This window comes from Caballeronia calidae, assembly GCF_900044055.2.
Lineage (GTDB): Bacteria > Pseudomonadota > Gammaproteobacteria > Burkholderiales > Burkholderiaceae > Caballeronia > Caballeronia calidae.
Map to the genome: position 1 here is coordinate 17,668 of NZ_FCOX02000010.1, position 15,182 is coordinate 32,849.

The following is a 15,182-nucleotide window of genomic DNA, read 5'->3' on the forward strand; positions in this document are numbered from 1 at the left end:
GCGAAGAGGTGAGGGAATTCGAAGGTTGCGATTCAGGCGGATTCGAGCTCGCGGCCGCGCGTCTCGGGCAGCGTGAGCGCGGCGATGATGAGCACGCCATACGCCGCCACCGCGAACATGCCGATGCTCGTGCCCAGTCCGAAGTGGCTGGACAGCGCCCCGATCAGCACCGGAAACAGTGCGCCGATCGCGCGGCCGACGTTGTAGCAAAACCCCTGGCCCGAGCCGCGTACACGCGTCGGAAAGAGTTCGGTGAGGAATGCGCCCATGCCGGAGAAGATGCCCGACGCGAAAAAGCCGAGCGGAAAGCCGAGCCACAGCATCGATGCATTCGTGAGCGGCAGCGAGGTGTATGCGAAGGCGATCGCCATCGAGCCGAGCGCGAAGAGAATGAAGTTCGGCTTGCGCCCGATGCGGTCGGTGAGCCATGCGCTGCACAGATAGCCCGCATACGAGCCCGCGATGATCATCGCCAGATAGCCGCCCGTGCCCATCACCGTGAGGTGACGTTCGGTCTTGAGGAAAGTCGGCAGCCAGGTCGTGATCGCATAGTAGCCGCCCTGTGCGCCCGTCGTGAGAAGTGCGGCGCGCAGTGTCGTCGAAAGCAGTCTCGGCGCGAAGATTTCGGTGAAGCGCGGCGTGTCTTGCGTGTCCTGCTGCCGGACCTTCGCTTGTTCGAATACTTCCGGTTCCTTGACGTATCGACGGATGAAGAGCACGAGCACGGCGGGTACGAGCCCGATCAGGAACAAGGCGCGCCACGCGAGTTCAGGCGCCATCACGGAGAACAGCACCGCGTAGAGCAGCGCGGCCAGGCCCCAGCCGAGCGCCCAGCCCGACTGCACGAGGCCGACCGCCTTGCCGCGATCGCGCGCGCGGATCACTTCGCCGATCAGCACCGCGCCCGCCGTCCATTCGCCGCCGAAACCGAAGCCCATCAGCGCGCGGGCCGCGAGCAGCTGGCCGTAGTTCTGCGCGAGACCGCACAGGCCCGTGAATAACGCGAACCACAGCACGGTGATCTGCAACGTGCGCACGCGGCCGATGCGATCGGACAGTATCCCCGCAACCCAGCCGCCGAGTGCTGAGGACAAGAGCGTTATCGTGCCGATGAAGCCGGCGTCCGCGAGCGTGATGCCCCATGTGGCGACGATCGTCGGGATGACGAAGGAAAGCATCTGCGTGTCCATGCCGTCGAGCATGTAGCCGACCTTGCAGCTCCAGAACGCGCGCTGCGCCCGCGGACCGGCTTCGGCATACCAGGAAAGCTGCGGGCTTGCGGGCAGTGCCTTCATGTCGGCGGCATCGTCGGCGCTCGCGGTGAGTGTCTTGCTGTCCATCTGTTGCTCCCATGAATAGACGCATGCGTAACGAAGCCACGCGCGAGCGTAGGGATGCGTCATTCCCTCCGGGCCGCGTGGCCGGATGGCTTCGATGTGCTGTGAATCGCTCGTCGTGCGGCGGCGCGGTGCGCGACGCCGGAACGGTCAGAAAATGGCCAGCGACGCGTTGGTGATATCCGTCATCAGCATGTGGCCCGGCGCGTGCGCGATCGCGAGCGGCAGCTTTGCGGCCATCAGCGCGGTTTGCGGCGTCACGCCGCAAGCCCAATAGACAGGCAGTTCGCCCGCGTGGATCGTCACTGCGTCGCCGAACTCGGGATGCGCGAGATCGACGATGCCCAGCTCCGCCGGATCACCGATATGCACGGGCGCGCCATGCACGCCGGGAAAGCGGCTCGTGATCTGCACGGCGCGGATCGCGTCGGCGCCGCGCAGGGGGCGCATCGACACGACGAGCTCGCCGCCGAACACGCCCGCGCGCCGGTTTGGAATGTTGGTGCGATACATCGGCACGTTGCGGCCTTCTTCGACGTGACGCAGTCCGATGCCTTCCTGCGCGAGCATGTGCTCGAACGAGAACGAGCAGCCGATCGCGAACACCACGAAATCGACCTGCCAGAGCGCTTCGATCGATTCGACATGCTCGCTCAGCTTGCCGTCGCGGTAGACGTTGTACGCGGGCACGTCGGTGCGGATGTCGATGTCGCGCCCGAGCATCGGCACGCGGAAGTCGCCGGGCTCGCCCACGCCGAGCAGCGGGCAGGGCTTCGGATTCGCATGGCAAAAGCGCAGGAAATCGTGCGCGTGCGCGGCGGGCAGGATCGCGAGATTGGCTTGCGCGTACTCGCCGCAATGCCCGGCTGTCGGGCCACGGAAGTCTCCGTGGCGTACGGCCTGGCGGAATTCGAATGGGGTCATGGTGTCGGCGTGCTCTTGCGGGTTGCGTTGGTTCGTCTGCGGCGGGCGACTCGTTTTGCCTACCGTCAGGCCAAGCATAGAAAAGAAGAAAATTTGACGCCAACTAGTTTTATTTGCGGTCCGTGAATAGAATTTCTTAACGAAATCGCGGGTTTTCCCGAGTCACGTCGAGATTTTCGGAACGGGTTGTCCCGCTTGTTTCACTGAGCTTTGGACTATGAATACGCGCTTTCTCGAAACCTTCGTCACGCTCGCCAAGCTGCGCAGCTTCCGGACGACCGCGACCGCGCTGCACGCCACGCCTGCCGCCATCTCGCAACGCCTGAAGGCGCTGGAAGACGAATTGCAGACCGTGCTCGTCGATCGCGAGAGCCGCGAATTCCGGCTCACGCCGAACGGCGAATATCTGCTGGGTTATGCAAAAGCCGTGGTCGAGGCGACGCGCCAGTTGCAGGCCGCCGCGTCGCATGAAGGCGCGATGCGCGGCAAGCTGCGGCTCGGCGTGATCGAAACGGTCGTGCATAGCTGGCTCGCCGATTACATGCGACGACTCTCGAACGACTTTCCACAGCTCGAAGTAGAACTCGCGGTGGACGTGAGCGTCGTGTTGCAGCGGCGTCTGATGTCAGGCGAACTCGATCTCATCATTCGCGTGGAAGGCAGCGACGAGGAATCGGTCGTGTGCGATGCGCTCGCGAACTATCCGGTGCACTGGATAGCGCGCGCGGGGTTGCTGCCGCTTGCGCGCAGCGGACTGGCGAAACGCGTGCTGCGTCATCCGATCCTGACATTCGGGCGCGGGACGGCGCCGCATCGCGCGCTGGAGGACATCGTCGGCAAGCTCGCGCTCGCCAACGGCGTGCCACTGGCGGATACGCGCATCACCGGTTCGCCGTCGATTTCGGTCATCGTGCAACTCGTGCGCGATGGCTTCGGCGTGGCGGCGATTCCGCGTCTGTTCGTCGATGATCTGATCGCGCGTGGCGAAGTGGTGGAGCTGCCGCTGCAGCCCTCGCCGCCGTCCATCGTGGTGTCGATGTCCCGGCGCGCGGATGCGCCGCTCTTCGTGCATGGCGCGGCGAACGCGGCGCGTGCGGCGTGTCATGAATATTGCGAGCAGTCGGACCGGCGCCTGATCGAGCGGCTGTGACGCCCGGCTCGTGTGCGACACGTCGAGCCAGCCCACGGCGCGTCCGATACCAAGCCAGGCGGAATCCTTGCGAGCGAAACTTGGATATCCGGCTGCGCGACCTATACTGAAAGTGAGCCGCGCGGAAGCCGGCCCTGATGCTGAAGCGAACGAGAGTTCGTTTATTAGGGCGCGGTAGCGGGGCCACGGAAACGCCTGCGTTCAGCGCGGGCGTTTTCATTTTCGGTCCAGACTCAGCCTCTCGCTATCAACGAGGATTGAGCGCTTCCGTTACGGTGTCATCGGCGTCCGCATCGCGTGCGCGAGTCGGTGAGCCGACATCTTTCGGTTCCTGCGCGCTCGTGTCATAGAGGCGGTCCGGAATGAAGAACGCGCACACGCCGCTCAGGAAGAACACTGCACCGACCAGCAGGAAGCTCACGCCGAACGAGAACTGCGTGGCGATGAACCCGATCGCGACAGGCGCGGCGCCCGAGCAGAAGCGCCCGACGTTATACGACCCGCCGACAGCCGTGCCGCGAATGCGTGTGGCGAAGCTTTCGGACATGAACGCGCCCATCGTGCCGAGCGGCACGCCATAGAGAAAGCCAAAGAGCAGCATCAGCCAGACGATGTTCTCGCGCGTGTGAAAAAAGACGATGACCGGCAGAAACAAGGCCGCGCCGATGCAGCCGAGCACGTACACCCCGCGCCGGCTCCACAGGTCGCCGACCCAGCCCGCGACGATCTTGCCCACGAAGGCGACGACGTAGGTGCCGATCATGTAGCCCGCCATCGAGCCGAAGCGCACATGCAGTTCTTTCTCCAGATAAGTCGGCAGCCAGTTGTTCAGTCCGTAGAAGCCCGATAGCGCGAACACGGATGCGAGCGCCCACAGGATGAACATCTTGCGCGCCTCACGATCCGAGAAGATCAGGTAATAACGGTTCTCGCGCCATGTGCGGCGCACGCGCGGCGCGTCTCGCCGCATCGCCACGCTCGCGCGCCAGCCGGGCGGCTCGGGCACGAACCAGTGAATCGCCAGCGCCAGCACGACGGGAATCGTCGCGACATAGAAGAGCATGCGCCAGCCGTAGTGCGGCAGGATCCAGTTGGCGAGCGAGATCACGACGATATAGCCCGCCGATATCCCGGTCTGCAAGATGCCGAGGATCAGCGAGCGCCGCTCTGTCGGCACATATTCGGCGACGAGCGTGCTCACGAGCACCATGCAGCCGATCCCGAGCGAGCTGATGAAGCGCACGAGCGCGAACTGGGCGAACGTATGAGTGAGTCCGAGCAGGCCCGCGCCGAGCGAGAACAGCGCGAGCGCCCACACGACGACACGCACGCGCCCGAGCGTGTCGCTCGCCCAGCCGCCGAGAATGCCGCCCACCGCCATGCCGACGAGCGTCAGACTGCCCAGCGCGCCCGCCTCGACATTGGTGAGCCCGAATTCGCTCTTGATGCGCGTGAGCGTGAGGCCGTACATCATGACGTCGGCGCCGTCGACGAGCAGCGCGAGATAGCCCAGCGCGAAGACGATCAGCCAGCGCCCGGTTTCAGGAGCGGCGCGGTTCATGGACGCGGCTCCTCACCTGCGTAAGACGGCATGCGTGAGACCAGCGCGGGCGCGAGAAACGAGCCGAGCAGCACGCCGGCGTCTTCGTGCTCGCGCGTGTACCAGTGCTCGATATGCGTGAGATTCATCGTGCCGATGCATTCGCCGTCATAGGCGATCGGAATGTTGAGGATCGAGCCCAAACCCATGTTCGCCATCGTCGCGTGATCGTCGAACGCATTGCGGATGTCGTGTGCGGTCTCGCCGCGAAACGGCCGCAATTCATGGAGGATTTGCGTCGCCCACGCGGTGCCGCGCTTCTTCTTGCGGCCGCCGGTCGGGTACACGTCGGGCATGTTGGTGAAGACGCGCTCCACTTCTTGATTGCGCGCGTCGTACGCCATGATGGTGAAAAGCCGGAAGCCGATGGTCACCGCGGCGACAGCGGCGACCGCGTCGAACAGCGTCGCCGGTTGCGCGGGCTCGCGCATTGCGCGCGCGAGGCGTTGAAGGTCGCTCAGTTGCAATGGGCGCGTCGGGGTTTGCATATCTCGCATGACGGTGAAAAGGTCTAGCCGCGCAGGTTGTGGGCAGCGAGGCGGTCGCGTCCATCGCTTCCGGTCGCGCCGTTGATTTCGATGTCTTCGAGCGAGCGATTGCGCGTCTCGATGCCCAAGAAGAACACGACGCACGCGCCCGCGAGCAGCACGGCGGTCGTCATCGCGAATACGCCGAAGAAGCCGAACGACGGATACACGATGCCGACGAGAATCGGCGCGCTCACCGAGCCGATGCGCCCGAACGAGGACGACGATCCCGTGCCCGTGGTGCGCACGGAGGTCGGGAAAATCTCCGGCGTGTACGCATAGACGCCCGCGAACGCGCCGTTCATGAAGAACGACAGGCAGATGCCCGCCGCCATGATCTGCACGCCGGTATGCGAAAGCGACAGCATGATCGCCGCGATGCCGCCGAGCGTCATGTACGACGCCACCACGCCCTTGCGGCCGATCTTTTCGTTGAGCCATGCCGCCGAGAAATAGCCCGGAATCTGCGCGCCGTAAATGGCGATGGAAAAGCCGAAGCTCTTCGTGATCGTGAGGCCTTCCTTGACGAGCAGGCTCGGAATCCACGAGAAAAACGAGTAGTACGCGAACGCAACGGCGAACCACATCAGCCAGCTCACCGCCGTGGTGCCCGCGAGGCGCTTGCCCCACAGCGTCTTCACGTTGTGCCACGCGCTGCCGCTGCTCTTCGCTGCGGACGGAACCGCGCCCACGGTCGAGAGCGGTGCGAGCGCGATGCCGCGTTGCGCATACCACGCCTCGATACCGTCGACGATGCTCCCGGCTTCGGCGACGCGGCCCTGGCTTTCCATCCAGCGCGGCGATTCGGGCAAGGTGCGGCGCCACCACAGCAGCATCACGACCGGCAGCGAGGTGATGACCGCGAGATAGCGCCAGCCATCCGGGAAATTGCGCACGACGGTATAGCCGAGAATCGACGAGCTCAGATAGCCGAACGACATGAAGCCCACCAGTGCGCCGCAGAACATGCCGCGATAACGTCGCGGCACGAATTCCGCGAGGAACGGCGCGATCACGACGGTTTCCGCGCCCGAGCCGAAGCCCGCGACGATGCGCAGCGCGAAGAACGTATGCCAGTCGTTGGCGGTGGCGCTCGCGAGCGACGCGACGCAATAGATCGCGAGCGCGCTCATCATGATGCGGCGCCGTCCGATGATGTCCGCGAGCACGCCGGACAGGAACGCGCCGAAGAAATAGCCGATATACGTGCTGCTCGCGACGAGTCCGGTCTGCGCGCTCGTCAGGCCCCACAGCTTGCTGACGACCGGAAGCAGGAACGCGAGCGACGACGAATCGAGGCCGTCGAACATATAGCCCATTCCGCCGATGATGAGCAGTTTGCGATGAAAGCCGGATAGCGGCAGCCGTTCGAGGCGGGCGGCGACAGCGGACATGATCGATGTTCTCCGGTGGATTCGGTGTCAGCGCCCGATCGCGTAAGCCTGCATCTGGCGCGGCGTGGCGGCGCCGCGCATCAGGCCGTTGCGGATGCCCACGGCGCACACGCGTCCGAGCGACCACGGTTCGGCGACCGTGAGTTCGTGGCCGCGCGCGCGCAATGCATCGAGCGTCGCTTGCGGAAAGCTGGCCTCCGCCGACATCTTGCCGAGCTGAATGTCGCGCGGATAAAACGAGCCGGGAAAGTGCGCGGTCTGAAACGAGGGCGAATCGACGGCGGCCTGCAGGTTCATGCCGAAGTGCACATGCCGCAGCAGCAGTTGCAGCGACCACTGATCCTGCTGGTCGCCGCCCGGCGTGCCGAGCGCGGCATACGGCTTGCCGCCGCGCGTGACGAGCGTCGGAGAAAGCGTCGTGCGCGGGCGGCGACCGGGCCCGAGCGACGAGGGCAGGCCTTCTTCCATCCAGAACATCTGGCCGCGCGTGGTCACGTTGAAGCCCAGTCCCGGCACCGCGGGCGACGCCTGCAGCCAGCCGCCCGACGGCGTCGCCGACACCATGTTGCCCCAGCGGTCGACGACATCGAGATGCACGGTGTCGCCGCGCAACTCCGGCAGCGGCGCGAAGGTCGGTTCGCCCTGGCCGAAGCCGCCCGGCTGCTGGCGGCCCGCGTTGGCGAGAATTTTCGCGGCGCGCGTTTCACTGTCGAGCAGATTGCCCGGCCGGAACTCGAACGATGCGCGATGCGGATCGATCTGCTTGCGGCGCGCGTCGTTGTAGGCGTCGCTGAGCAGCGTGTCCATCGGCACGTCGGAGAAGTTCGGGTCGCCATAGAAGACGTCGCGGTCGGCGAACGCGAGCTTCGAGCATTCGATGACCGTGTGCACGAAGTCCGGCCCAAGCGGGTCCATGCCCGCGAGATCGAAACCCTTCAGCAACGCGAGCTGTTGCAGGAACATCGGGCCTTGTCCCCACGGCCCCGTTTTGTGGACCATGAAGCCTTCGTATTCGTAGGACACGGCGTCTTCGTAAGTCGGCTCCCAGCGCGCGAGATCCGATGCATCGAGCAGGCCGCGATTGCGCTGGCCCGATGTATCGAGCACGTCGGTCGAGCGGAAGTATTGATCGATCGCATCCGCGACGAAGCCGCGATAGAACGCAACGCGCGCGCGTTCGCACTGTTCCGCGCGATCGCCACGCGTTTTCGCCTCGCGCAGAACGCGCTTGTAAGTCTCCGCGATAGCCGGATTCGCGAAGAGATGATTGGGGCGCGGCGCAACGCCGTCGCGCAGCCATTGTTCGGCGGATGTGCGCCATTCGCGCTTGAAGAAATCCTGAATCGCCAGAATCGACGACGCCATGCGCGGCAGCACCGGATAGCCGTGTTCCGCATAGCCGATCGCATAGCTCAGCACGTCTTCGAGCGGCAGCTGGCCATAGTCGCGCAGCATCGCCATCCAGCCGCCGAACGCGCCGGGGACGACCGCGGGCAGCAAGCCGGTGCCGGGCATCACACTGAGGCCCATGTCCTTCATGCGTTCGATGGTCATGGCGGCCGGCGTCACGCCCTGGCCGCACAGCACCCGCACGCGATCTTCCTTCGCGCTATAGAACACCGCGGGCAGCTCCCCGCCCGGCCCGTTCAGATGCGGCTCGACGATCTGCAGCACGAAACCGGCTGCGGCTGCCGCGTCGAACGCGTTGCCGCCTTTTTCGAGCACCGCCATCGCGGACGCGCTGGCGAGCCAGTGTGTGGAAGCCACCATGCCGAAAGTGCCGATCAGTTCGGGTCGTGTCGTGAAACTCATTGCTAGTGTCCGTTTGACGAACCAATAGCGATTGGTTCGTTTTGAAAAATACAAAATATTGAGCCAGAGTACGCCATCAGAAAAAGTAAAGCAATCCGTCGCTGCCCGGGAATCTTTCTGTTAAAGTGAACCAATGTTTATTGGTTCGGATTTCGATGATGGAAAAGCCCGCGCTCGACAAACTGCTCGACTACGTCGCGCAGCACAACCTGAAGGACGGCGACGCGTTGCCGTCGGAACGCAGCCTCGCCGAAGCGCTCGGCGTGAGCCGGCGCGATCTGCGCGGTGCGCTGGCGTCGATGGAAGCGGCGGGGCGGGTATGGCGCGGCGTCGGACGCGGCACGTATCTGGGCGCGCGTCCGCTTAAGTTTTCGGCTTCGCTACGCAGCCTGCGCGCGGGGTCGAGCCCGGCGGATATCGCGGAAATGCGGCTCGTGCTCGAACCGGCGTTCGTCGAACTGGCGACGCGCAAGGCGAGTCCCGACGATCTCGCGGAACTGGAGAAATGCGCGAGGCGCAACGCCATGGCGAAAGACGACGACGAGTGGCAGCAGTGGGATCATCGCTTTCACTTGCTCATCGCGCAGGCGACGCGCAACCCCGCGATCATCGCGCTGATGGACGTGGTCAACGGCATGCGCATGAAGCCGAACGCACGCGAAAAGACCGCCGATCAGGATACGCGGCGGCATTTCGCGGAGCAGCATCAAGCCGTCGTGAAAGCGATGGTCGAGCGCGACGGAACGACGGCGGCTTCGCGTATGCGCGACCATCTGCTGAACGTGCAATGGCGGATACCGTCGCATCGGGAATGAACGTGTTCGATATCAGGATTCCGCGCGCTACGCCGTCGCTGTCATTTTGCCGAATCGCCCGCTGTTGAAATCCTCTACCGCTTCGCCGATTTCCTCGCTCGTGTTCATGACAAACGGGCCATAGGCGACGACGGGTTCGTCGATCGGCTCGCCGCTCAGCAGCAGGACGACCGAATTGCTGTCGGCGTCGAGCTGGACGTCGGTGTCTTCTTCTCCAAGCAGAACGAGTTGTCCGTCGCTGACTGCGCGCTCATCGCCATTGACCCGGAGCTGGCCACGCAGCACGATCAGTGCGAGCGTCCTGTTCTCCGGCAGCGTCAACGTCGCACCGCGCCCCGCATTGAGCCGCACATCCCAGACATCGATCGGCGTGAACGTGTGCGCGGGCCCAGGCGTACCTGCGTAGTCGCCCGCGATGACCCGCACCTGTCCTGCGCCCGCGGGCAGGTCGATCGATGGAATCTCGCCGGCGACGATGCTCTGATAGCCCGGCGCGGTCATCTTGTCCTTTGCAGGGAGATTCACCCAGAGTTGCACCATCTCGAGCGTTCCGCCTGTTTCGGCGAACCGGCGCGAATGGAACTCCTCATGCAGGATGCCGGCGCCGGCTGTCATCCATTGCACGTCGCCGGGACCGATCCTGCCACCGCTGCCCGTCGAGTCGAGATGCTCCAGCTCGCCCTGATACACGATGGTTACCGTCTCGAAGCCGCGATGAGGATGTTGCCCAACGCCGAGACGACGGGTCGTCGGCGCAAAGTGCATCGGTCCTGCGTAGTCGAGCATCAGGAACGGGCTCAGGTGCCTGCCCATCGTGTGATGCGAGAACAGTGTGCGCACGGGAAAGCCGTCGCCGACCCAATGCGAGTTGGGGTTGCTGTAAGTACCGAGAATCTTTTTCATCGTCGAATGTCCTTTGGAAGGCCGGTGGCCTGGTCATATGCGCGAAGGGTAGTGCAGGGACGACGACGGCGGTAGGTGATGGAATGACCCTCTGTGTCCCATGAATAGAACGATCGAACGGGCGCAAAGGCCGGGCGTGCTTCGCGATAAGAAGACTCATTCCGTCACCTTCGTGCGTCTCGTTCTGCTCTATCGGACGCCTTGTTCGGTGCGCGCTACTCACGGTCGATTCATGATTCGCCTATTCTTGGAAAGCAGGCTTGAACTGGCGCCTTTCGAATACCCTGTGCATGCGGATCGTTCTCATCGATAAATCTAGTGGTCAGGCGTCGGTTCATGAATTAAGAGGATGCTTCTCTTTTCAATAATTAGGCAACCGAACTAAAGAAATCCGTCGTCGACTTGGCGCCCCGGTAACAGCCTGCAAGCGAGGCTGACGCGAAGACCGGCCGCCTCAAATGGTGGTACCAACTGGTTGCACCTGACGCGACGCAGGCACCGGGAAAGAGCTGTTGAAGACCGACCTGGGCGGCGCGATCGACGGCGGCGTGATCACCTACGAGGTCAAGGGCAAGCAATACGTCGCCGCTGCCGCCGGCGACAACAACCTGACGTTCGGAGTCAAGGGCGATAACACGATCGTCGTGCTGAGCCTGCCATGAGTCTTATGCACCTCGAAAAAGCCAATCAGAAAAGGCGTGCATTTCTTCCCGGGTCTGTGAGCGCTTTACACATAACCGTGCTGGTTAACTTTACGTCTTCATGTCGAGAACTAAACTCGAGAGCAAGGCGAACTTGATCGAGTCACTATCATGAAGACGAAAAACTCAACGCGTCGCGCCGTGATTCTCAAGATTGCGTTTGCTGGCCTTTCGGTGTGCGCGGCACAACTTTCCAGCGCGGCGAATGTCACCATCGCGATTCTCAACGGTCCGGCCATGCTGGAACTCAAGAAGCTTTCCGCGAGCTTCGAGAAGGCGAACCCCGATATCAGGTTGAATTGGGTGATCCTTGAGGAAAACGTGCTTCGTCAGCGGGCGACGACCGATATCACCACGAACAGCGGTCAGTTCGACGTGGTTGCAATTGGCACGTACGAAGCGCCGCAGTGGGGCAAGCGCGGCTGGCTGGTGCCGATGACCCATCTGCCGGCCGATTACGATCTCGACGACGTGGTCAAGACGGCGCGCGACGGCCTTTCCTACGATGGCGAACTCTACGGTCTGCCGTTCTATGTCGAGAGCTCGATGACCTTTTATCGGAGGGACCTGTTTCAGGCAGCCGGACTCGTCATGCCGGATCAGCCGACTTACGACCAGATCAGGCAATTCGCCGACACGCTTACCGACAAAGCGAAGGGGCAGTATGGCATCTGTTTGCGCGGCAAGGCAGGTTGGGGTGAAAACATGGCGTATGTGTCGACCGTGGTGAACACCTACGGTGGACGCTGGTTCGATGAAAGCTGGAAAGCGCAGATCGATACCCCGGAGTGGCACAAGGCGATCAGCTTTTACGCAGATCTCCTGAGAAAGGACGGGCCGCCCGGAGCGAGCTCGAATGGCTTCAACGAGAACCTGACGCTGATGTCGTCCGGGAAGTGCGCGATGTGGATCGATGCGACGGCCGCCGCCGGCACGCTCTACAACAAGTCGCAGTCGAAAGTGGCGGACAAGATAGGCTTCGCTGCGGCGCCGGTTGCGGTGACGCCGAAGGGATCGCACTGGCTGTGGTCGTGGTCGCTGGCAATACCCAGGACCTCGAAGTCACAGGATGCCGCGAAGAAATTCATTACCTGGGCAACGTCGAAACAGTACATCGAGATGGTTGGAAAGGACGAGGGTTGGGCATCCGTTCCGCCGAATCGGAAGTCGACTTTTGAACGTCCCGAGTACAGGCAGGCCGTTCCGTTCGGGGACTTTGTATTGAAAGCGATCGATTCTGCCGATCCGAACGACGCGTCGCTCAAGAAGGTGCCGTACAGCGGCATTCAATTCGTCGGCATTCCGGAGTTCCAGTCTTTCGGGACCGTGGTGGGACAAGCGATTTCAGGTGTCGTCGCTGGGCAAACCAGTGTCGACGCGGCGCTGAAGGCGGGCAACGCCGCCGCCGATCGCGCCGTGAAGCAGGCGGGTTATCAGAAGTAAGTCCCGGGAGGCGTGCTCCGCGAGCACTCGGGCCGCTGATCCAACCTCTTTACCGGCGTCAGTCGACGATCGCTCCGATGGGTGAATGTTCATGGGCGGCAGCTATCGAGAGCCCGAGCACGTCCTCTGGCGCGACCGGTCGGCTCAATAGATAGCCCTGCACGAAATCACATTGCGCATGCCTCAGCAATTCCAGCTGCGCCGCTTCTTCGAGACCTTCCGCGGTCACGCTCAATCCCAGCGTGTGCGAGAGTTGGATGATGCCGCACACGATGCTGCGCGTCGCCTGATCGTGTTCGAGGCGCGTGATGAAGGAGCGGTCGATCTTGACGCTGTCCGGCGAGAAATCGGCCAGATAGCGCAGACTGGAATAGCCCGTGCCGAAGTCATCGATGGCGATACGCACGCCGAGCTTCTGCAACGCACGCAGCGTGCTCTGCGCGAGGTTGGGATCGTCCATCAACGCGCTCTCGGTCAATTCCAGTTCCAGAGACGAAGGAGGAAGCGCGTGCCGGCGTAATGCACTGTCCACGACCTCGACGATGGCCGTATCGCGCAACTGGCGTGCGGACACATTCACCGATATGCCGAGGGAGCGGGCGCCCGCCCGACGCCAATGCGCGAGTTGGCGAAGGGCATCGTCCATCACCCAGGCGCCGACCTCCGTGATGAATCCGCTCTCTTCGAGAATGGGGATGAACACGCCGGGCGGGATGAGTCCTCGCTTGGGATGCCGCCAGCGAATGAGGGCTTCGACTTTCCGCACCGTGAGCGCGCGCGGCTCGTAAATCGCCTGATAGTGGAGCTGGAACTGCTTCATCGCGAGTGCCGCGGGCAGATCGCGCTCCAGCTCGAAGTCGACGATGCGTTCGCTCGAGTCCTTGTCGGCAAAACGGTAGCCGTTACGCCCGGCTTTCTTGGCCGCGTACATGGCGAGGTCCGCGCTCGTCAGGAGCGTCTCGCGATTCGCGCCGTTCTCGGGAAACAGGGAAATGCCGATGGACGCCGTGATGGTGCCGGCGCGGCGCGCCTGATCCGCGTGGACGAGCGCGCGGAGTGTGCCTTGCGCGACGCCGGCGAGCTCGTCCTTGTCCTTGGCACCGTCGATCAACACGGCGAACTCGTCGCCGCCGAGACGCGCAAGGAAGGCGTCCGGCGGCAGTGCTGCGCCGATGATCTTGCTCAGCGACTTGAGGAGACGATCGGCCGCCGTATGACCGAGCGTGTCGTTGAGCACCTTGAACCGGTCGAGATCGATGAACATCAGGGCGAAGGGCGCCTTCCTGCGGCAGCGATCGTCGATCCTGCGCATGAGCGCGGCGCGATTCGCGAGCCCGGTCAGCGAATCGGTAAAGGCCAGGCGGTCCAGTTCCACGAGGCGGTCCTGCTCGGCCGTGATGTCCTCGCTGATGCCGACGATGCGCGCCACATTTCCGGCATCGTCCAGTACGGCCGACCCGGTGCTTTGAAGCCACCGTACGTCGCCGTTCGGCCGGCGGATGCGGTAGCGCGCCTTCTGGCTGCCCTTGGACTCGGCGATTCGATGCATGGCCGACCTGAGGTGCGGCAGATCCTCCGGCAGCACGAGATCCATCCACGCCTGCGGCGACGCGCGAAACGACTGGGCGTCCATGCCGAACACGGAAGCACAGCCCGCACTGATGTGATGAAGACCCGTGAAATCGGCGCTATAGGAGTAGAAGCACAGGCCGACGTGCGCCTCCATTTCGGACATCAACGTTTCCCTGGCACGCAGAGCGGTGGCCAGCTCTTCTTCCTGCGTCACGTCCAGCGACGCGCAAATGATGCCATCCACGCGACCGTTGCCGTCTTCGATCGGGATGAGGCGCGAATACCAGACCTTGGGGACGCCCGCAGTGGTCGGACAGCTACCCTTGAAGGCAGTGCGCGCCCCGTCTTTCGCCGCGCGGAACGCATCGTGCGCGGCAATCTCGTCCTCATTGGACCAGAAACCCAGCCAGTTCGAACCGGCGAGCTGCTCTGGACCGTTTGCCTGCATGAGCTGTGCGCCATATTCGGAGATGCGCAGCATGCGGCCATCGACGTCGAGCAACTTCAGGCATTCGCGATTGGCCTCCAGAAGTGCCCTGGCAAGCGCAGTGGTGGCGTTTGCGCGAGAGGCGGACCGGCGCGCGCGATGCAAGCACGCCACGAACACGATTGCGCCGACCGCGACGCCGGAGCAGAAGGCGATGCCCCTGGACGCGAACGACAGTGCCAGGCAGGTCAGTGCACAGGCGCCCCAGGCCGCGAGACCGATCTGCACGAGGATCGACGGGGAGAGCGTCGCACCCTTCGACCGGGTCGACAGAAAGAACGAAAGAAATTCCTGATTCTGAGCGGACTTGGCTCCCTGTCGTGAATCGTCGCCACTAGCGATGGTGCTGGACGATTCGGGATTGGGGGACTGGCTCATTACGTTGACGACGCGGACTCTTGATGAACATGCAGCGAACTCTGCTTCGTGTGTGGCGAGGGCCACAGCTTGTTTACGTCACCGCGCGTTCAATGCTTTAGCCGGCCGAGGGGACATAAGGCATGCGGCGAACGTGCAG

11 protein-coding genes and 1 pseudogene are annotated in these 15,182 nt (G+C 63.4%); 4 read left to right on the forward strand and 8 right to left on the reverse strand.

All coding sequences use genetic code 11. The features are described from left to right. Nucleotides 1-32 precede the first annotated feature (32 nt). Nucleotides 33-1,340, reverse strand: coding sequence for an MFS transporter (locus AWB78_RS11925; RefSeq protein ID WP_062604916.1), 1,308 nt, complete (start codon nt 1,338-1,340; stop codon nt 33-35). Between the two features lie 147 nt (nt 1,341-1,487). Further along, nucleotides 1,488-2,267, reverse strand: a pseudogene (locus AWB78_RS11930) (putative hydro-lyase); the annotation flags it as partial. Nucleotides 2,268-2,478: 211 nt separating this feature from the next. Between AWB78_RS11930 and AWB78_RS11935 the strand changes: the two are divergent. Next, nucleotides 2,479-3,411: a LysR family transcriptional regulator gene (locus tag AWB78_RS11935; protein WP_062604787.1), complete on the forward strand. Its 933-nt coding sequence runs from the start codon at nt 2,479-2,481 to the stop codon at nt 3,409-3,411. A gap of 247 nt (nt 3,412-3,658) precedes the next feature. On the opposite strand, the gene AWB78_RS11940 is transcribed toward AWB78_RS11935, so the two are convergent. From AWB78_RS11940 to AWB78_RS11955, 4 genes are read right to left on the reverse strand one after another with little or no spacing between them, the layout of a single operon-like run. Continuing rightward, nucleotides 3,659-4,972 (reverse strand): MFS transporter, encoded by a 1,314-nt coding sequence (locus AWB78_RS11940; RefSeq protein ID WP_062604788.1) that lies wholly within the window; start codon nt 4,970-4,972, stop codon nt 3,659-3,661. Next, nucleotides 4,969-5,499 carry a GAF domain-containing protein gene (locus AWB78_RS11945; RefSeq protein WP_374729461.1) on the reverse strand — a complete coding sequence of 177 codons (531 nt, stop codon included), beginning with the start codon at nt 5,497-5,499 and terminating at the stop codon, nt 4,969-4,971. Before AWB78_RS11945 ends, AWB78_RS11940 begins: the two co-directional genes overlap by 4 nt. A gap of 23 nt (nt 5,500-5,522) precedes the next feature. Beyond that, complete coding sequence (locus AWB78_RS11950; RefSeq protein WP_062604790.1) at nt 5,523-6,932, reverse strand: MFS transporter; 1,410 nt, start codon at nt 6,930-6,932, stop codon at nt 5,523-5,525. Nucleotides 6,933-6,959: 27 nt separating this feature from the next. Then, nucleotides 6,960-8,744 (reverse strand): gamma-glutamyltransferase family protein, encoded by a 1,785-nt coding sequence (locus AWB78_RS11955; RefSeq protein ID WP_062604791.1) that lies wholly within the window; start codon nt 8,742-8,744, stop codon nt 6,960-6,962. Nucleotides 8,745-8,902: 158 nt separating this feature from the next. On the opposite strand from AWB78_RS11955, the gene AWB78_RS11960 reads away from it, so the two are divergent. Next, on the forward strand, nt 8,903-9,559 hold the full coding sequence (locus tag AWB78_RS11960) for a FadR/GntR family transcriptional regulator (protein ID WP_062604792.1): 657 nt from the start codon (nt 8,903-8,905) through the stop codon (nt 9,557-9,559). 27 nt (nt 9,560-9,586) lie between these two features. On the opposite strand, the gene AWB78_RS11965 is transcribed toward AWB78_RS11960, so the two are convergent. Next, nucleotides 9,587-10,462 (reverse strand): pirin family protein, encoded by an 876-nt coding sequence (locus AWB78_RS11965; RefSeq protein ID WP_062604793.1) that lies wholly within the window; start codon nt 10,460-10,462, stop codon nt 9,587-9,589. Nucleotides 10,463-10,974: 512 nt separating this feature from the next. Here AWB78_RS11965 and AWB78_RS46490 point away from each other — a divergent pair. Beyond that, nucleotides 10,975-11,124 (forward strand): hypothetical protein, encoded by a 150-nt coding sequence (locus tag AWB78_RS46490; RefSeq protein ID WP_157697488.1) that lies wholly within the window; start codon nt 10,975-10,977, stop codon nt 11,122-11,124. Nucleotides 11,125-11,274: 150 nt separating this feature from the next. Then, nucleotides 11,275-12,606: an ABC transporter substrate-binding protein gene (locus AWB78_RS11970; protein WP_062604794.1), complete on the forward strand. Its 1,332-nt coding sequence runs from the start codon at nt 11,275-11,277 to the stop codon at nt 12,604-12,606. Nucleotides 12,607-12,664: 58 nt separating this feature from the next. Here AWB78_RS11970 and AWB78_RS11975 read toward each other — a convergent pair whose 3' ends face one another. Further along, nucleotides 12,665-15,043 (reverse strand): putative bifunctional diguanylate cyclase/phosphodiesterase, encoded by a 2,379-nt coding sequence (locus AWB78_RS11975; protein ID WP_062604795.1) that lies wholly within the window; start codon nt 15,041-15,043, stop codon nt 12,665-12,667. Nucleotides 15,044-15,182: the final 139 nt, after the last annotated feature.